Origin of the sequence: Sorangium sp. So ce394 (assembly GCF_051474665.1) — a bacterium.
Lineage (GTDB): Bacteria > Myxococcota_A > Polyangia > Polyangiales > Polyangiaceae > Sorangium > Sorangium cellulosum_D.
This window is the reverse complement of record NZ_CP150339.1, coordinates 9,905,449-9,923,361: the sequence shown is the minus strand read 5'-3', so window position 1 is coordinate 9,923,361 and position 17,913 is coordinate 9,905,449. Positions and strand designations below refer to the sequence as shown.

Below are 17,913 nucleotides of genomic sequence, written 5' to 3'. Positions count from 1 at the left end.
GAGAGGCGCTCGTGGAGCGGCAGGGGCGAGAGGCGTCCAGGCAAGCAGCATTCCTTCGCGTCTTCATCACGCGTGGAAGAAGAGGAGACAATGACCATGTTCAACAGGCCTTGGAGTATCGTTCTCGCCTCGCTCGTCCCGATCCTGGGCTGCAGCAGCGAGCCTGAGGGCACGAATCCTCTGGTCGAGGGCCCCACGGCGGGGCCGACGTTCCACAAGGACGTGGCGCCCATCCTGCAGAAGCGCTGCCAGGGCTGCCACTCGCCCGGCGAGATTGCGCCCTTCAGCCTGACCGAGTACGCGGACGCGAAGCAGGTCTCGAGCCGGATCGTGGCGGTGACGCAGGACCGGACGATGCCGCCCTGGGGCGCGATCGAGACGGACGAGTGCACGCCGCGGTTCGGCTGGAAGGACGACAGCAGGCTCACCGACGCGGAGCTCGCGACGCTCGAGGCCTGGCATGACGCCGGCGCCCCCGAGGGCGACCCCGCGGACGCGCCCCCGGCGATCGACGCGTCGGGGATCCATGGACTCGAGGGTGTCAGCGCGACCATCGAGCCTTTGAAGCCGTACGTGACGGGCGGCGACGAGGACCAGTTCCGCTGCTTCGTGATGGATCCGAAGCTCACGGAGGACACGTTCGTGAACGGCATGAACGTGATCCCGGGGAACTCGAAGGTGGTCCACCACGTGGTCGTCTTCACCGACCCGCACGCGGAGAGCGACGCCATGGCCGACGCCGACGGCGGCTACGAGTGTTTTGGCAGCGCCGGTGTCCAGGACACCCAGGTCCTCGGCGTGTGGGTGCCTGGCGGGCGGCCGACCGAGTTCCCGTCCAACGCCGGCTTCCTCGTCCGCGCGGGCTCGAGGCTGGTGATGCAGGTCCATTACCACCCGGCGGGCGCGACCGCCGAGCCTGACGCGACGAAGATCCAGCTGCGGTTCCTCCCGGAGACGCCGGAGTACCGGGTCGTCTTCGTGGCGTTCGGCAACTTCCCCTCGCAATTCCCGAACGGCGACGGTCTCCAGCCGGGGCCCAACGACAGGGAAGGGGTCGAGTTCTTCGTCCCTGCGGGGGCCAAGGAGCACACCGAGGTCATGAAGATGACGCTCCCCGAGACGTTCATGGGGGAGTCGCTGGTGGATGGCATCCGGCTCTACAGCGCGATGACCCACATGCACTATGTCGGGACCGACATGAAGGTCGACGTCGAGCGCCCGAGCCCGCAGGGCGCCGATCCGGCCGAGGAGTGCGTGGTCCAGACGCCGAAGTGGGACTTCAACTGGCAGCAGACGTACACGATCGACGCGCCGATCGAGGAGCTCCCCGTCCTGAAGACCGGCGATGTCATGAGCTTGCGTTGCCTCTACGACAACACGATGGACAACCCGTTCGTGCGGAAAGCGCTCAAGGAGGAGAACCTCACGGCGCCGAGGGATATCGTCCTCGGCGAGAGCTCGCTCGACGAGATGTGCATCGGGCTGTTCAACGGGTTCGTGAAGAACTGACGGGCGCCTCGCACAATTTATCGAGCAGCAGGAGGCGGGTAGCCGCATCGACGGTTTGGCTCTGGACTTCGCGCCTGCTGGACACGAGATCCTCGCTCAGTCGTACCGGAATCTCCTGTACCAGCACACCAGGCAGAAGACGAGCATCGCTCCCAACACCGTCACGCGCGCGTCGGTGAGCCAGAACCTGGGGTGCAGCGCGATGGGCGCCGCGCCGGCCGCGAGGATCGCCGCGAGCTGCCCGAGATGGCGGCTCCGGAGATCGGCGAGACCCCGCGGGCGACGCACTCGCAGGGGAGCCCCACCGAGCGTGGCCGACGCGCCAAAGGACGACCTGAGCTGGCGCACCAGCGCGTCGTACGAGGCATCATCATCGGGCAATGGCTCCAGCGAGAGCTCGACCCGAGGAGCCCACCAGAGCAGCCTGCGGAAGTACCACCGCCGGAGGGCTCCTCCCGCTTGGCACGTCGCCGAGAAATGCATGTATCGAAGGATCGCATCGCACAGCGGCGCGGAGAAGGTCTCCCGGGCGAACGGGCGGACGACGAGGATCTCCCCGATATGCGCCGGGTCGAAGCGGGCGTCGCGCTCCAGGAGCCTGCCGTTGTTCCACCATGTCGCCTGCTCCAGGGGCACGACCCTCGCCAGCCGGTCCTCTTCCGTGGTCGCCGGGGAGCCATCCATGATGCGGACGCTCTCCTGCATCTGGAGCGCGTTCCGGCCCACCGCGAGCACGCAGCTGGGCGGGGAACCGCGACTCGGTCGGCGGTACATGACAGCGACAGTGGCCTCCTCCTCCAGGGAGATCCCGAGGGAGGGGATCTCGACTCGGACGCGGCGCGGGTCAGCATGGAGGCGGATCACGTGCGGCATGCAGGATCCATAACCCGGTGGCGCTGCGCGGGCGAACAGAGCCAGACCACCGCCTCTCAGCCGAGCCGCGGTGGCCATGCCGCGATGGACGCTCGCTTGGCCTCGCCAGCGCGGTCCAGCGCGCAGACTCGCACCTGGGATCCGCCCCGCCGGCCTGGTGCCCACCGCGGAGCTCCCCCTGGACTCGGGGCACACGCAGGTCACACGACGTGACGGATCCGGGATGCTGCCCGCGATGGCGATCGTCGTCGAGGTCCAGCTCGGCGTGGACCCGGACAAGCCGTATGTCTGGCCGGTCTACGTCACCCAGACGAGGGCCCGGCACCGCTGCCCGACCCGGCTGCTGGCCGTGACGATCGACTCAAAGATGGCCCGGTGGTGTTCGCAGCCGATCGACACGGGCCACCCCGGCTGGATCCTGACCTCGCTGGTCCTCGGCCCCGAGGGCGTCCCGGTCGTCACGGACGCTGAGCAGGCAAAGGCGGCGCCCGAGGTGGTCGTGCTCTCGGCGATGGCGCACGGGCAGGAGGAGGCTGGATAGGCGATCGGCATGGCGTTCCTGGCGGCGGCGGCCGGGCTCGATGAGGAGCGCCGCGCCTTGTACGGGGACCTGGTGCTATCTCGCTCAACGAAGCGGCGAGGCGGACGTTGGAGGCGATGATGAAGAGCGGCTATGAGTTCCAGAGCGAGTTCGCGCGCAGCTATGTAGCGAAGGGTCGGCAGGAGGGCCGGGTGGAAGGGATGCGCGAGGGCACCCTGAAGACCAAGGCGCAGGCCGTGCTCGTAGTGCTCGAGGCCCGCGGGCTGGAGGTCCCCGCCGATGTGCGGGAGCGCGTCCTCGTGAGCACCGACGTGGCGGAGCTGGATCGCTGGCTGCGCCGGGCGGCCGTCGTCAGCGACGCCAGGGAGCTCCTCGTCACGACGGGCTCCTGAACGACGCCGCAGCTCTGCCTGCCGGCGGCCTGCCACCGTCTCGTGCCGCGTGTGATGGGTACGCCTTCGCGCGCGCTGATGGCTTCCTGGCGGTTGACGGGCAGCTTGTCGGCGAACTTGCCCTCGAGCACGTGGGCGAACAGGTCGGGCGTCGACAGCCCGCGCGGGATGAGCCCGTCGGGCGCCGGCGCTACCACGATCGTGCGATCGAGCAGATCCCCGGCCAGGCGTCGCGCCCTGGGCTGTCTTGCTGTTGGGGGGTGTTGACGCTCAGGCTGGCTGATGGCTCGCTGAGCAAGCCCGCGATGGCCATCAAGGGGCCTGTTCGACGAGCCATCAGCCAGCCTGAGCGTCAACAGGGCGGCGCACATGCAAACACATCATCTCGCCTCAGTAATGTTGCTCTCCGTCTCGTCTGCGCTCGGTGCTGCCTCGTGCGCCCTGAGCCCGGGAGCGACATGGGAGGCGGACGACGACATCGAGGCCTGGATCACGGCCACGGCCGGTGGTGCGCGGGATAGCCAGCAGGACTTGGACAAGTCGGAAAGCCCCGAGTTCTTGGCCATGCAACAGGCGACGGATGTCACACCGCATTCGGCTCCGCGCGGCAGATGCGAGGACGCCTGTATGGCCTATTATGGGGTTATCAACAGGTTCTGCTCGCAAGTTGAAGTGAAGTGGAAGATTCGCTGTCATCTCGCCAAAGCTTCTGAAAATGCTGCATGCCACGCACGTTGTCCCTGACGACCCGGTTGACGAGCTGGGGTAAGATCGGGTGCTATTGTGCCAGCATGGACATCATCGGCGAACGGAAAGTTGTCTTTTGGCCAGCCGGAGCGGAGCAAGAACCTTGTCGATGTTGATAGTGATCTGTTGCTCCTGGGAGGGGGTTGCCTTTCGTGATCCCGTGGTTGCTGAAACTGTTTACACGCTGGGGTATCCACGAATTCCTCTGTCACGAGAGCCTGCGTTGGTGATGCAAAGGGGCGAGGTTACCAATCCGCAGATCACGACTCTTCATGGAGATGAGTCTTTTTTTTTTTTTTTTTTTACTCTGCGATTGCGCGGCCAGGCAACAGCGGTGGTCCCGTGGTTGGTGCTAATGGTCATGTTGTTGGGATCGTGACGCAAGAACTCTCGGAGGAAACAAGAAGGGCTGGATTGCCGTTTCACGCGGGCATAAGAGCATTCGAGATTGTGAGCGCCATTCGAGATCTGGAACCTTCGGTCCAGCTTCCGACGGAAACGTACGAGTAGCGGCAGATAAATCGCTATCGATGGTAGCGTTGGATATACCGCAGCTCAGCGTTCGACATAAGGTCGCCAATGTTGTCCGGCCCTGTTTGAGGGACGAGAACAGCTTCAGCGATGGCGTCGAGCACGTCGGGGTCGATCGTGCCCGAGGTGTCGACTGGCCGAGGGCGCTGGTTGCGTGACGTTGGACGGTAACGTTGGGAAGCGCGATCTCGATCGGCTCCGTCATAACCGGCGAGACGTCGGCCACCACGTGCACCGGCAGGAAGCGCGGCTGCTCCGTCGACGACGGGGGCGAGAGCTGCGAGGGCCTGTCAGCCCGCAGCTTCCAACGCCACCAGTACAGCTGCTTCGGCTTGTACCCTTCGCGCCGCGCGAACTTCTCGGCACTCAGCCCGCTGCGCTCCCATCGCTCCACCCGCTCGGCCCACTCCGCCCTCGTTGCCATCGCTTCCTCCTTCGTCGCGATGGGAACGGGTAACTGGCGCCGCGCGGACGGTCACGATGGCGTTGGTCGGGCGCTTACCGTCGACCCGCGTCGAAGACCGAGGCCGCACCCCGATGCAGCACTGTCGGGGCGGCTGAGTGTAGCAGTTCCGGCGGAACGGAAGTTGTGCTGCCCTTCGACGGACTGGACGAGCATCGGCCGCCGGGGTACAAACCGCTGGTAGCCGTTAAGTGCGCCCTGTCTAAGACATTTTCTTCTGCGAAGTTAGGTAAAGGAGGGTATCGAGCATGCCGGTTAGTTTTAATAGTATTCCTGTAACTAACTCAACTGGTTGCACTCTCAGCCTAAGCCCATGGAATTGCGCCACGACGCTTTCCCCTGGTGATGCTACGGTTGTCGATTGTCGTAGTGATTCTGTGATAGACCAGCAAACAGGAACCGTTTACCAATGGGTTGGCGACACCACATTAAGTCCTCCGATGTTTGCTAGTTTTACAGCTTGTACGCCTACCAATGTCGTGCTGACAGTCTGGTCCCCATCAGAGAGACGCGGTGAGCTCGCCACGCGTAAGCACTTTGAAGCTCGCCGAGGCCCGTAAGGCAGGCGCACGGCGCATCGCTCAACACGGCGGGCTCCGCCGCTTTGTTAACCTACGTCGGCCTCTGCGAGCAGCGCTCCAGCTACCCCCCCATAGCCGCCACCCTCTGAGAGGCCAGCGGAGATACCGTCCCGTGTCAAGAGGAGCCCGTCCGGCAGGGGGCCGCCGCCTGGGGTAGGCCCGGTCGGCAGGGCAGGGATCCCCCGCCGCCTGCATCCTCGTGTAGTCGCTTCCGCCCACTCGTCCGGCTCCAGGATGCGCCAGCACGGACCCGGGATCCGCCCCACCGGCCTGGCGCCCGCCGTGGAGCCTCGTGGAGCCCCGTATCCTGGCGTCACCCGCCGCGTCCGCTTCCGGTGGTCCTGCTCACGCCGGCCCACCTGAAATCCAGCAGCGCCAAGATTTGTCAGGTCACACGCAGGTCACAAAAAAGAAAAAAGACACGGCTCTCGCCGTGTCTTTTTGGTGGAGGCGCCGGGAATCGAACCCGGAGCTGAACCTGCGGGGCGGATGCGCGGGAGATACGGCAGACGCCGCGTCGGACGCGTTGGAGCGGTGTCAGAGGCCATCGAGGGCTCGATTCCTCTCGTACCCTCCCGATCCCTCTCGTGGAGCCCCGTGCCCTGGAGTCGGGGCACACGGAGGTCACACGGCGTGGCGAATCCTGAGGGCTGCCGGCAACCAGGGCCGGAGCCGCTGATCGATCCGCTGTGGACGTACGCAGCAGGCGGATGGGGCACGACCGCGCCGAGGTCGTTCCCTCGGTGATCGTTCCGTGGTGGCTCGCGGCTCGCTTGGGCGGCGCACATGCGAACACATCATCTCGCCTCAGTAATGTTGCTCTCCCTCTCGTGTGCGCTCGGTGCTGCCTCGTGCGCCCTGAGCCCGGGAGCGACGTGGGAGACGGACGACGACACCGAGGCCTGGATCACGGCCATGGCCGGCGGTGTGCGGGACAGCCAGCAGGACTTGGACGAGTCGGAAAGCCCCGAGTTCTTGGCCATGCCACAGGCGACGGATGTCACACCGGATGCGGCTCCGCGCGGCAGATGCGAGGACGCCTGTATGGCCTATTATGGGGTTATCGACAGGTTTTGCTCGCAAGTTCCAGTGAAGTGGAAGATTCGCTGCCATCTCGCGAAAGCTGCTGGAAATGCTGCATGCCACGCACGTTGTCCCTGACGACCCGGTTGACGGGCTGGGGTAAGATCGGGTGCTATCATGCCAGCATGGACATCATCGGCGAACGGAAAGTTGTCTTTCGGCCAGCCGGAGCGGAGCAAGAGCGCGAAATTTCTCTTCGCGTCGGCCGACCTCAACGGCGGCCGGATGACGGCTGGGAGGTCCAGATCGACATCTTGGATCCAGAGAAACCGTGGGAACTGCCGCCAGTGTGGGGAAGCGATGGGCTAGGGGCGGTCATTCTCGGCATCTTCGCGCTCTCCAAGTATGTCGAATGGTACACCATGAGGGGGCGGCTGACGTTGCCCGAGCACGGAGAAACCGTGTTCCCAGAATGGGGACTCCTGCTGGAGGCGAGCACGCCGCCCGCTCCTGCCCAGCAGGCAGCGCCGGCCATGGATGGTGAGGCGGAGGGGTAGGATCCCGCTCCACTCGCCCCGGTTCAGGTCTCCGCAGCCCGCGGCAGCGCGGTACCGCGTCCTCGCGAGCACTGATCACGCCGAGCTGGACCTCTGGATCCGCCGGTCGGCCGTCGTCAGCGACGCGCGGGAGCTCGTCCGACCTACGCCTCGCCCACGCAGGTCTCGCAGAGGTAGCGGTCGCAGAAGAGCCACAGCGCGCCGCAGAGCTCGTCGTCGACGAGCCAGAGCTGGAACGAGAGCCCGAAGGGCAGGTCGTGGAAGACGGTGCGGACACGCGGGGGACGAGGTGTGGTCGAGGATGCGCCCTTGGCCGTCGCTGGCGCGGCTCCGGTGGTGTGCACCTACATAAATCTACGCTGGGCCTCGCCGCGGCCGGCGCACAGTCTCGAGGTGATCAACGACGCCTGTGGTTCCTCGCCTTGGCCGGTACCAGAGCGCTGTGATTCTTCGAACGGTTGTATGCAAATATCAGGCCGAAGGTGCTCCTGGAGGTCCAGGCTGGTTGGTGCCTCCCTGACAGTTGTGTCGTGCCCCCCGGAACTTTCTGCCTGGATGGCCCCTTGCCGCCATCTCGCCGATGAATATCTTCTGTCGCGCTCTCGGTGAAGTTGGCCGGGAGGTCGGACGTATTCGGGGATGTCAAACACCGCGGCCAGGATGATGGTCAGGTTCAGGTTGATGTTCACGAGGACTCCTGTGGTAATATAACCACAGTGTACCGGCGGATGCGCTAGCGAAAGCGAAACGCATTAGCAGCTTGGCCGCGAGGTTGAGCTGTGCTTGGCCCAAGGCTCTGCGTGTGGATGCCGCCAGTCCCGCCTTGGGCTGTGTCAAAGGAGAAGTCATGGGTTGGTATAAAGTTCGTGGGTATCCGCACTTTGACCAGCCTATCAGTGAAGCAAAAGCGACCGCTCTCGTTACGGATCCCGCACGAGTAGCAAGACATTCCTTTTGGCCATTCGTCGCGTATGAACGCGTCGAACAAAGGTTTGACTGGGAGACCCGACAAAAGAAGGCCCCGAAGCGGCGACCAGTGGCGTATGCATCTCACGTGGATTCGCATGTATATGCGTATTACGCCGTGCTTCTCAGCGAAAGCTATGAACGAGAGCTAACGCGCAGGGGGCTCCGCGACGTTGTGCTCGCATACCGCGCCACTGGTAAGTCGAACATCGAGTTCGCCAAGGAGGCGTTCGAGCGCATTCGCCAGACGGGCGCATGTGTTGCGCTATGTAGGGATCTGAAGAGTTATTTCGATACCATCGACCATGGCTTGCTGAAGCGACGGTGGTGCACGGTTCTTGGCGAGCCTAAGCTCCCAGACGATCACTATGCCGTGTACAGGTCTTTGACCACGTACGCGAAGGTCGATCGCAACTGGGTACATTCCTACTTCAACGTCCCAAGAAGTGGGAGGCGGCGGAGTCGGCGGATCTGTTCGCCTGAGCAGTTCCGTGCGATTGTGCGTCAAGGTGGCTCGACACGGGCAGGCGAGGCGAGAGGTATCATCGTCAACAGGGAAAAATTCGGCATTCCGCAGGGATCCCCGATCAGCGCACTTCTGTCGAACATCTATCTGCTGGAGCTGGATGATGAGCTTCACAAGGTTGTGTCGGCTGCCGGTGGATTCTATCGGCGCTACTGCGACGATATTCTGATTGTGTGCCCTCCATGTCATAAGACTTTGGTTGAGCGCAAGCTTAGGGATCTGCTGGATGCGCATAGGCTGAAACTGAATGAAGACAAGAGTGAAGATGTTGTATTCTCGGTGTCGTCGCGCCTCGTTGCGCTGCACCCGAAGCGTGGTTCTCTCTATCCAATGCAGTATCTCGGGTTCTCTTTTGATGGGGAGCATGTGCGAATTAGGCCGAGTTCCATTTCTCGGTTCTATCGCAAGATGAGAAGGCGCGTGTGGCGGTCTCGTCTCTCCGCGGCCCGGCATGCATCCAATAAGAAGGTGTTTCGGGGCGTGTTGTACGAGCGCTATACGCATCTCGGTAGCAAAAACTTCGTTTCGTATGCGTATCGTTCTGCGCGTTCTATGAACGACAGTGGGATCCGTCGCCAGGTAAGAAGGCATTGGCAGAAGCTGGATGAGTTTCTGGAGCGACCGCTCCCGAAGGGCGCGCTGATGGGGTACGCTGGTGTGACGCCGCCCGCGACGGCGTGCTCCACCGGTCACTCTGGCCTGTCGGAGAGCAGCGGGTGCTCGGTTCTAGCACCACTGTGTCGCGACCGGGCGGGATGAGCCGATGCTACCCCCAGGAATCTCCCGGAAGGCTGGAGCCTTTCTGCGGACCGGAGCTTGCCGCGCCGTGGGCGCGACGCAGCCTGCTGTGCCGTGGAGTACACGATGGACGCCGCTGCCCAGCAGCGGCTGGACGCCTACTTCTCGGGCATCGGGGACATCCTTGCCCATCCGCTGCGGCGCGAGTCGTTCGCGATCTATGCGATGGGGCTGCTCGGCGAGGCGGAACGCAAGAGCATCGAGCCGCTCGCTGCGCGAGCCTGCCCCGACCCGACGCGCGTGCAGGCGGCGCACCAGAGCCTGCAGCATTTCATCTCGAACGCGCACTGGGACGACCACGCCGTGCGCCGGTACGCGGCCCGCTACGCCATCGCGGCGATGGCCGAGCACGCTCCGATCTCGGCGTGGATCATCGACGATACCGGCTTCTTGAAGAAGGGCGAGCACTCGGTGGGGGTTCAACGGCAGTACACCGGCTCCGCCGGCAAGATCACCAACTGCCAGATCGGCATCAGCCTCAGCGTGGCGACGCGCTACCACCACGTGCCCATCGACTTCGAGCTGTACCTGCCTCGGAGCTGGGCCGACGATCCGGCGCGACGGCGCGAAGCCCGCATTCCTGCCTCCGTGCAGTACAAGAGCAGGATCGACTTGGCGCTCGGCATGATCGAGCGCGCCGTGCGCGAGGGGATACCCGGCGACATCGTGCTCGCCGATCCCTTCTACGGCAACGCCCATGACTTCCGGGAGACCGTGCGCCTGCTGGGGCTCGACTACGCCGTCGGGATCGAAGCCCCTACCAAAGTCCTGTTGCTCAGCGGAAGCGACCCCGAGCGGTGCACCCCGGTGAGTGTGGGCGAACTGGGGCGACGCCTCGGCCGCCGCGCCTTTCGGCGGATTGCCTGGCGCGAAGGGACCGGGCGCACGTTGTCGTCGCGCTTCGCGCTGCGGCGCGTGCGCGTTGCGAACCGGGATGGCATTCCGATCGCGCACCACGAGCCGGTCTGGCTCCTGATCGAGTGGCTCGACGGCGAGCGTCAGCCGACGAAGTTCGCCCTCACGACGCTGCCGGCCCGTATGTCCCGGAAGGAGATCGTGCGCATCTACAAGGAGCGCTACCGTACCGAGAAGGTCTACGAGGAATTGAAGGGCGAGCTCGGCCTGGATCACTTCGAAGGCCGGCGCTTTCCCGGCTGGCACCACCATGTGACCGTCGCCCTCAGCTGCTACGCGTTCGTTGTCGCCGAACGCGCGCGGCATTTTCCCCCCTCGGCCGAACGGACGCGTTTCCCCGAGCCGTTCCCGCTCGCGGCCTGAGCGTCATTTTAGCGACTCCTTCGCCACCTGTCGTCTCGCCATCGCCCGCGTGCTGACCCGCTGGCTGCCCCGGTGCCCCAGCTGCCACCGTCGACACGCCGAGGTCCCCAGGCTCCAGTCCCTCCGGCTGTGACACAGTGGTGCTAGCATCACCGACCCAGACTCCGCAGCCATAACGGTTGTGGGACCATCAGAGGCCACAATTGCTCCTAGCCGTCAGGCTCGGGCGCCTCCTCGTCCTGGTCCCTGGCTGCTCCGCCCGTCAGAGCACGAGCCACGTCGCGCCGTCGCAGAGCAGCCGGATCGTCCCGTTGGGGTACCCGTTCCGTGCGATCTGCTGGCCCGTGCTCGTGAGGATCTCGATCGCCTCCTCCTCGCCCGCGATCTCCCTAATGACGACTTCTGTGCCGGCGCTGCTCGCGCCCGGCGGAAGGCGGATCGTCACCGGGTCGTGCGCGTTGACCCGCACAAACTCCCACGGCCGGGCCGTGTAGGAGGTCGTCACGACGGGGCTGATGAGCCACGTCCCCGGGATGAAGACGTCGGTCCGATTCTCGGCCGGGTTGTCGGTGACCACCGCCCCCACGAAGTTGAGCGCGGGGCGCTCCGGCAGCTCGACGCCCGCGGCGAAGATGCGGCGGACGCCGAAGAACAGCGTGTCGATCCAGTTCAGGACCCTCGACATGGTTACCTCTTCAGGTGCAGGACGCGAAGGACGAAGGCGTCGTAGATGCCGAGCTGCCCGGGGTCGCCGTTCCGGGTCTTGCCCTGGAGCTTGACCCGGTAGGTGCCGACCTGGGCCGCGACGAGGAACCCGGAGATCGCCACCGGGGCCCGCGAGTTCCGCAGCTCGGACGCGACGTGCGCGCCCGTGGGGACCACCGTCGACCCGTTCGGCGCCGCGGCGACGAGGCGGACGCGCGCCTGGTCGTTGGTGCCGCTGGCCAGGAACTCGAGCGTGAAGGAGCAGTCCAGGAGCAGGACGTCGAGCGGCTCCACGTTGGGCACGTCGACGCGGAAGACGCGGGAGCCGGCGTCGAGCCAGTCGGCGTACGTCGTCGTCGGGGGCAGGCCGACGCTGACCTCCTCGCTCCCCCAGGAGGCGAGGTGCACCGCCTCGACCCGCCGGTTGAACAAGAAGGTCGTGCGATCGGCGAGCGCCTCGAGCCCGACGTTGACGCTTGCGGCGTCGCGCACGGTGCCGTCGTTCAGGGTCTCGAACGACCCGGGGAACCGATCTTGTCCGCTGTATTCGGCCATGTTCAGACCTCCACGTAGCGGGCGTCGTCGCGCCGCGCCTTCACACGTTTTCCGGTGTCGTCGTCCTTGGACCAGTGACCCCATCGCCCATCGGGCATCCCTGGAGCACTGGGCGGGGCAGACGGATCGAAGCTCGACGGGTCGTAAGCCAGAATGAGCATCACGCACTTTGTGTGCGCGCCCTTCCACTGCTGGACGATCGCCTTAATCGCCGCGATGTTGCTGGTCGGGGTCCGCACGCCGAACGCGTCGCCTGGACCCCACATCGAGGTGTCGTCGCCCCAGTCGCCGTCGGGCGCGTAGTGCGGCGGATAGACGATGACCCAGAACTCGGACCAGTTGCCCGCGCGCTCCGGATGGGAGAGCGAGTCCCAGTCCCAGTTGCTCGGCTCTGCTCGATGCCAGAGCAGCTCGCCGGAGGGCTCGAGCGTGTACCAGACGCCCGAGCGGGCCACGATTCGGATCCTGGGATGCTCCGGATACAGGAAGCCTTGCAGGGCGAGCGCGAGCACGTATGCGTTCCCGGCCGCGCGCCAGTAGTCGAGCCACCGGATGAGGCGCGCGCCGTAGGCGGCGTCGCTCTCCGCGGGGCCGCGGACGATCCGCCGATCGCGCCCGATGTACGGCAGCGCGGTCGGGGTCCCGAGGCCGGGCATCCGGGCCTGGAGCCCCTGCACGAGCACCTCGGCGCCCGCGTCGAGAACCGAGGCCACCGCGTACAAGTACCGGAACCCGACGGTCCTGCCGGGCCGGTCGGAGAGCCACGGGGGCACGTACCGGCGGAGCGTCTCGCGGAAGCTCAGCTTGGGCACGATGCCGCCTCCTCCTGGCGTTGACGCCCGAGCGTCGCTGCGTAGGCTGCGGCGCCATGCGCGGGGCAGTGCTGGGCGTCGTAGCTGCGGTGGTGCTTGTCAAGCGACAGTAACTTTTGACCCCCTTACGACAGTAAAACTGACCCCTCCCTGCGCCCCCTGTGTCACCTGGCCGACGCGGCGTTCCCGCCGAGCAGCCCCGCCTTCTTTTTCTGCTTCAGCCTGTAGCTGTCTCCCGAGATCATCAGGGTGTGGCTGTGGTGGAGCAGGCGATCGAGGATGGCGGCAGCGAGGACGTCGTCCCCGAAGACCGTGCCCCACTGCGTCACCGCCTGGTTTGTCGTGATCAAGGTGCTGCTCTTCTCGTACCTCCTTGCAACCAGCTGGAAGAAGAGATGGGCGCTCTGCCTCTCGAAGGGCAGGTAACCCAGCTCATCGACCACCAGAAGCTTCGGCTTCGTGTAGAAGAGGAGCTTCTCCGCGAGCTGCCCCTCGGTTTCGGCCTTCGAGAGCGTCGCCAGGAGCGCGGTCGCGCTCGTGAAGAGCACCGAGTGCCCCGCCTCGACGGCGGCCCGCCCCAGCGCGATGGCCAGATGAGTCTTGCCCACCCCGGGAGGGCCGAACACCAGCACGTTCTCGGCCTCGGCGATGAAGCGCCCGGTGGCGAGCTCGCGGACGAGCTTCTGGTCGATCGAGGGCTGGAACTTGAAGTCGAAGTCCTCAAGGGTCTTGATCGCGGGAAAGTGCGCGATCTGGATCCCCATCGCCACCCGCTTGCGCTGCTTGGACCCGATCTCCTCGCAGAGCATCTTGTCCAAGAAATCAAGGTAGGTCGGCTCGGTCCTGGCCGCCTCGGACAGCAGGGCGTCGAGCCGCTCGGCGATGGAGCGCAACCTGAGCCGGCTCAGGCTCTCGACAACACGTGCATGCACCAGCTCGCGGCTCACGAGGCCACCCCCTCGATGACGGCTGCGTAGTCCGACAGACTTCGGCCCATGGCCTCTAGGGCGCTCAGGGGCGCCTCTGGCGGCGTCGGCGCGGCGGGCCGGCGCCACAACCCGTCGAAGTGGCTGGGGTCGATGACGCGAGCATGGGGCTCGAACGAGCGGTCATGCCGCGCCACCAGCTCCGTTCCTCGGTAGAGGCGGACCTCGCGCTCGCCGACGACGACCTCCACGGTGTCGCGCACAAGCTGGTGCGGGACGCTGTAGCGGACCGTGTCAACGTCGACGAGGGCGTCGTTGGCCACGCGTCGGCGAAGCCGCTGCTCTCGCACCGGCAGCGGCCGTGACGGCAACGGCCGGAGGGCGTGTCGCTCATCGCGCTCGAAGCGCACAAGCGGCGCCTCGTGGGTCGTGCCGTGGATGCGCTGGTCGGCCTCGGCCATCCACCGGACCAGGTGGGCTTCGAGCGCGGCGAAGGAGTCGAACTCGCGCCCCGCCAGCCCGTTGCGCTTGACGTACTTGACGCCTGACTCGGTCTTGCCCTTGGTGCGCGCCCTGTAGGGCCCGCAGGCGCGCGGGGTGACGTCCCAGTCGCGGCAGAAGGCGAGGTAAGCCGGGTGGAACGTCACGGTGCCTGTCTCGCGCTCGCGGCCGAGCACCAGCGAGCGCGCATTGTCCCCGAGCACGGTGCGAGGCACGCCGCCGAAGTGGCGGAAGGCTTCTGCGATGCCTTCGCGCCAATCGTCCTGTCGCTCGCTCAGAAAAGCCTTGACGAAGAGCCTCCGTGAGTGACTCAATACGGCGACCAGCAGGTGCACCCGGACCAACGTGCCGGCGATGCGGACCTGCTTCTGACCGAAGTCGATCTGCATCTGATAGCCAGGGTCGGTCTCGAACCGCACGCTGGCCACATCGGCAGCCCTCTGCCCGCGGCGAAGATCGGCTACCACGCGCTGCACGGTCCTCGGGCTCACCGTGATGCCACGGCTGACAAGCTCGCCTGCGACGACCACGGCGTTGCCCTCCGCCAAGCCGGTGAAGAGCTGCTTGGCCTCAGCGCGGCCATCCTCGTCCAAGCAGCGACCACGAGGGCGCACCTGCACCTCGGCGGCGGCTCCACCGCGCAAATAACGGCGGACCGTGTTGCGAGCCACGCCGAGCTCCGCGGCGATCCGTTTGGACCCCCACCCTCGGGCCGTAAGCTCGCGAATTTGCCGGATGACGTCCGGCTCGATCATCTCTTGCACCTCCGAACCGAGAGGTGCCACGTCCAAGTCCCTGATTTCCATACCGTTTCCTCCGCTCTGGCGCGAGGGAGGGGGGGTCAGTTTTACTGTCGCGCGGGGGTCATTTTTACTGACGCTCTACAGCTGCTATCTCGGGGGCTATTGCCTATCTGACTAATTGCCGAATGCTCAGGAGAGGACGAAGGGGTAATCGCCAGGCGGTTGATCCCATAACTGCGATTCTGTGATGGCTTGAGCAACTCCGGCGTAGCCAGGAAACAAGGACGCCGCATGGATCCGATGATAGGCCAACAAGCGGAGAAGACGAGGTGCCTCTTTCGTTGGAAGTACGATCTTCTGCATAAATGGATAATAGAAGAACATCGGGGCGGCCCCTCCCGATCTTCGCTCCGCGTCATATGCTTGAAACAGAACCTGGTCGATCGTTGGCGGTGCTTCCTCGCCACGGACCCGGACCACGGTGAACGCTCCGTATTGAGCACGAAGGTTAGGGTTCGTTGCATATGGCGCAGTGACCACCAAACCCTGCGGGTGCTCCGGTCCCCATGTTCGAGTACAGAACTGAATGATAGCTGGTTCGGCGATGCCAAATACCGCTAGCTGCGCAAACCTGCCGGGATTTTTTGCGGCCTCGATGGCGGCGAAGTATGCTGCAACTAACGGCCGTCGCGACCAGTCGAGCAGCTGTGTTGGGATGCCGTAGTGCTGCGCTAAGGCAAAATGAGATAATAGCTCGAGTGGTGGCCATGGATCATCGAATCGCCAGCTGTGTGTAGAGATCTCTTCATATCCGTCCAGCGCATAGAGCGCCTCCACGTCGCGAACTCGTTGATTGTCTTCGGGCCACGGCAGACCTTGCTCGTCCGCCATGCGAAGAAACCGGCGCAATGAGTTGAGCTCGAAGCGCCTTCGAGCGGTTGCGTTCGCTGCGTCATGAACCTGTGGGACGGCGCCAGGCCGCAAGATCGAAGGTACTAATCCCCAGTCTGCATTGCTTTGGCCGCGGAAAAGCCACTGACGTGGATCACGTTGTTGTCTTGGGTTGGGGCTGCCCCAAACGCGATGAAGTGGGGAGAGGTGCGCCAGAAAATCTTCTGCAGTGTCGCAACGCCACTCCTGATACCAACTATCGCTGAACGCGTCTGCAACCACGATTTCAATGCCTCCTGCTGCTTGTGCGCTCTCTCATCACTGGTCTGACTCGCGTTCGAGAGCGCTGTGAGTTCTCCGCCGCCTCGCGCGGGCACGCGGAGGTATCTCTCTGGACCTCGCTGTCGCTCCAGCTACCCGCATGGCCGCCACCCTCTGGCAGGCCAGCGGAGATGCCATCCCGTGTCAAGACGGGGCATGCGCTCGGCGGGGGTCACGACCAAGGTGCAGCGCCCGGCCGGCAAGGCAGAGCGCTCCCGCCGCCTACATCCCCGCATGGCATCGTCCGTTAGTTCGTCGGTTCTGGGCTGCGCCAGCACGGACCCGGGATCTGCACCGCCGGCCTGGTGCTCGCCGTGGAGCTCCGTCTCTGCGAGGCCATCCCCCTGCGCGGCGATCCGAGCCTCTGCCCCCGGCAGGGGGGCGCCCGGCCGCCGTGCTCCCGGCGAGCCGCTCCTTCGGATTTCCGTTGTGACTGTACGTGAGCCCGCGAGGAACTGCCTGCCGCAGATAAGCCTGCCGCGGGCATGTGAGCTCCAGCGCGACCGCGGCCTCACGGCCTGGGGGCTCGCCGCTCCCCCCCTCGGAACTGGCTCTGATTGGTCCAGTCCCGGGAGCGCTGGGAGGCTCTCCTTATATAGAGGAGAGCTAGCTGGTGGGTGAGGTGGCCCGCCCGGGGGTCGACCGATCCACAGCAAGCCGCAACGGTGCGCGGATGAGCGTCGCGGCGATGGCAGGATCGTGTGGCTCGCGGATGAGCGTCGCGGCGATGGCAGGATCGTGTGGCTCGCGGATGAGCGTCGCGGCGATGGCAGGATCGTGTGGCTCCCGGATGAGCATCGCCGATGACATGCTCGCCGTGTCCTTGGAAGCTCATGGAACTCATTGAGCGGAGAAGCGTCGCCGATGACATGCTCGCCGTGTCCTTGGAAGCTCATGGAACTCATTGAGCGGAGAAGCGTCGCCGATGACATGCTCGCCGTGTCCTTGGAAGCTCATGGAACTCATTGAGCGGAGAAGCGTCGCCGATGACATGCTCGCCGTGTCCTTGGAAGCTCATGGAACTCATTGAGCGGAGAAGCATCCGTAGCAGCTATAAAGCCGATAACGCGTCTGCGCTTCGTGTGCACCGGCCGCCCCCCCAAGGAGCCACATTTCTCGCCGCAGGGGGCGAAATGGGTGTTGACGGACTCGAGGGTTTGGGGGAGTAACGAAGTCGTACGACGTCCCCCGAGTTGGTCCCTGGTTCGCCGCTCGCAGGCCGCGTTCCAGTGGAACCCTGGGATGGATCCATACTCTCCAGCCCCTCTGTGAGGGATCAGGGACGAACTCGGGGGACGCGCTACAAGTAAGGAGAATTACATGGTTGCTGGATTTTATCGAAAGCGGCCCACGAAAAGGAACGCGCCCAAGACCCCCGGTGCTTTGGCCGGCAAGGGGGCAGGGCGCGCAGGAAAACCGATGCGGAAGCACCGATCCTCGCGGGTCACCGTAGCGACCCCCGCGCGGAGCGGCAACCGTCATCTGCTGGCTGGCGCCCTGACCCTGCTGATGACGGTCGGGCACTGGGCGTTCGTCATCCAGTGCAGCAACGGACAGGCTCCGCCAACGAGCACCGCCGTGCGGTAACGTGAATTGCGCCTGCCTGGCGGGTTTGTCGCATCTCGAGCGACTGGGCCCGCCAGGCAGGTCTCATTGTTCCCCCGCCCGCTCGCC

Annotated in this window: 13 protein-coding genes and 2 pseudogenes; 5 read left to right on the top strand and 10 right to left on the bottom strand. The window is 65.1% G+C overall.

Translation table 11 applies throughout. The annotated features are described in order from the left end of the window. Nucleotides 1–96 precede the first annotated feature (96 nt). Nucleotides 97–1,509 (top strand): hypothetical protein, encoded by a 1,413-nt coding sequence (locus tag WMF33_RS36660; protein ID WP_437332957.1) that lies wholly within the window; start codon nt 97–99, stop codon nt 1,507–1,509. Between the two features lie 96 nt (nt 1,510–1,605). Here the strand turns inward: WMF33_RS36660 and WMF33_RS36655 are convergent, their stop codons facing one another. Beyond that, nucleotides 1,606–2,214, bottom strand: a complete 609-nt coding sequence (locus WMF33_RS36655) for a hypothetical protein (RefSeq protein ID WP_437332956.1) — start codon at nt 2,212–2,214, stop codon at nt 1,606–1,608. A gap of 397 nt (nt 2,215–2,611) precedes the next feature. Here WMF33_RS36655 and WMF33_RS36650 point away from each other — a divergent pair. Then, nucleotides 2,612–3,315, top strand: a pseudogene (locus WMF33_RS36650) (hypothetical protein); the annotation flags it as partial. A gap of 53 nt (nt 3,316–3,368) precedes the next feature. Here WMF33_RS36650 and WMF33_RS36645 read toward each other — a convergent pair. Beyond that, nucleotides 3,369–3,686 (bottom strand): annotated as a pseudogene (locus WMF33_RS36645) (IS66 family transposase); the annotation flags it as partial. A 728-nt stretch (nt 3,687–4,414) separates the two neighbouring features. Beyond that, nucleotides 4,415–5,017, bottom strand: coding sequence for an IS66 family insertion sequence element accessory protein TnpA (tnpA, locus tag WMF33_RS36640; protein WP_437332955.1), 603 nt, complete (start codon nt 5,015–5,017; stop codon nt 4,415–4,417). 1,828 nt (nt 5,018–6,845) lie between these two features. Between tnpA and WMF33_RS36635 the strand changes: the two genes are divergently transcribed. Further along, a complete protein-coding gene (locus tag WMF33_RS36635; protein WP_437332954.1) occupies nt 6,846–7,217 on the top strand; it encodes a hypothetical protein in 372 nt (123 codons plus the stop codon). Between the two features lie 143 nt (nt 7,218–7,360). On the opposite strand, the gene WMF33_RS36630 is transcribed toward WMF33_RS36635, so the two are convergent. Beyond that, nucleotides 7,361–7,561, bottom strand: a complete 201-nt coding sequence (locus WMF33_RS36630; protein ID WP_437332953.1) for a hypothetical protein — start codon at nt 7,559–7,561, stop codon at nt 7,361–7,363. A gap of 503 nt (nt 7,562–8,064) precedes the next feature. Between WMF33_RS36630 and drt2 the strand changes: the two genes are divergently transcribed. Together drt2 and WMF33_RS36620 are read left to right on the top strand one after the other, a co-directional pair. After that, nucleotides 8,065–9,468 carry an antiviral reverse transcriptase Drt2 gene (gene drt2 / locus WMF33_RS36625; RefSeq protein WP_437332952.1) on the top strand — a complete coding sequence of 468 codons (1,404 nt, stop codon included), beginning with the start codon at nt 8,065–8,067 and terminating at the stop codon, nt 9,466–9,468. Between the two features lie 105 nt (nt 9,469–9,573). Then, nucleotides 9,574–10,785: an IS701 family transposase gene (locus tag WMF33_RS36620; protein WP_437332951.1), complete on the top strand. Its 1,212-nt coding sequence runs from the start codon at nt 9,574–9,576 to the stop codon at nt 10,783–10,785. 262 nt (nt 10,786–11,047) lie between these two features. Here WMF33_RS36620 and WMF33_RS36615 read toward each other — a convergent pair whose 3' ends face one another. From WMF33_RS36615 to WMF33_RS36590, 6 genes are all read right to left on the bottom strand, one after another. Then, entirely contained in the window at nt 11,048–11,470 is a 423-nt protein-coding gene (locus WMF33_RS36615; protein WP_437332950.1) for a hypothetical protein, read from the bottom strand. Nucleotides 11,471–11,472: 2 nt separating this feature from the next. Continuing rightward, nucleotides 11,473–12,045: a hypothetical protein gene (locus tag WMF33_RS36610; protein ID WP_437332949.1), complete on the bottom strand. Its 573-nt coding sequence runs from the start codon at nt 12,043–12,045 to the stop codon at nt 11,473–11,475. Nucleotides 12,046–12,047: 2 nt separating this feature from the next. Beyond that, nucleotides 12,048–12,857, bottom strand: coding sequence for a hypothetical protein (locus WMF33_RS36605; RefSeq protein WP_437332948.1), 810 nt, complete (start codon nt 12,855–12,857; stop codon nt 12,048–12,050). A 164-nt stretch (nt 12,858–13,021) separates the two neighbouring features. Next, nucleotides 13,022–13,804 (bottom strand): IS21-like element helper ATPase IstB, encoded by a 783-nt coding sequence (gene istB, locus WMF33_RS36600; protein ID WP_437332947.1) that lies wholly within the window; start codon nt 13,802–13,804, stop codon nt 13,022–13,024. Then, nucleotides 13,801–15,039: an IS21 family transposase gene (istA, locus tag WMF33_RS36595; protein ID WP_437339554.1), complete on the bottom strand. Its 1,239-nt coding sequence runs from the start codon at nt 15,037–15,039 to the stop codon at nt 13,801–13,803. The genes istB and istA overlap by 4 nt, the downstream gene beginning before the upstream one ends. Before the next feature lie 177 nt (nt 15,040–15,216). Beyond that, nucleotides 15,217–16,200 (bottom strand): FRG domain-containing protein, encoded by a 984-nt coding sequence (locus tag WMF33_RS36590; protein ID WP_437332946.1) that lies wholly within the window; start codon nt 16,198–16,200, stop codon nt 15,217–15,219. Nucleotides 16,201–17,913 lie beyond the last annotated feature (1,713 nt).

Coding starts and splice junctions, on each gene's coding strand:
- WMF33_RS36620 (WP_437332951.1), top strand. CDS start 9,574: ATGGACGCCGCTGCCCAGCAGCGGCTGGACGCCTACTTCTCGGGCATC.
- WMF33_RS36655 (WP_437332956.1), bottom strand. CDS start 2,214: ATGCAGGAGAGCGTCCGCATCATGGATGGCTCCCCGGCGACCACGGAA.
- drt2 (WP_437332952.1), top strand. CDS start 8,065: ATGGGTTGGTATAAAGTTCGTGGGTATCCGCACTTTGACCAGCCTATC.
- WMF33_RS36615 (WP_437332950.1), bottom strand. CDS start 11,470: ATGTCGAGGGTCCTGAACTGGATCGACACGCTGTTCTTCGGCGTCCGC.
- WMF33_RS36610 (WP_437332949.1), bottom strand. CDS start 12,045: ATGGCCGAATACAGCGGACAAGATCGGTTCCCCGGGTCGTTCGAGACC.
- tnpA (WP_437332955.1), bottom strand. CDS start 5,017: ATGGCAACGAGGGCGGAGTGGGCCGAGCGGGTGGAGCGATGGGAGCGC.
- istA (WP_437339554.1), bottom strand. CDS start 15,039: ATGATCGAGCCGGACGTCATCCGGCAAATTCGCGAGCTTACGGCCCGA.
- WMF33_RS36635 (WP_437332954.1), top strand. CDS start 6,846: ATGGACATCATCGGCGAACGGAAAGTTGTCTTTCGGCCAGCCGGAGCG.
- WMF33_RS36660 (WP_437332957.1), top strand. CDS start 97: ATGTTCAACAGGCCTTGGAGTATCGTTCTCGCCTCGCTCGTCCCGATC.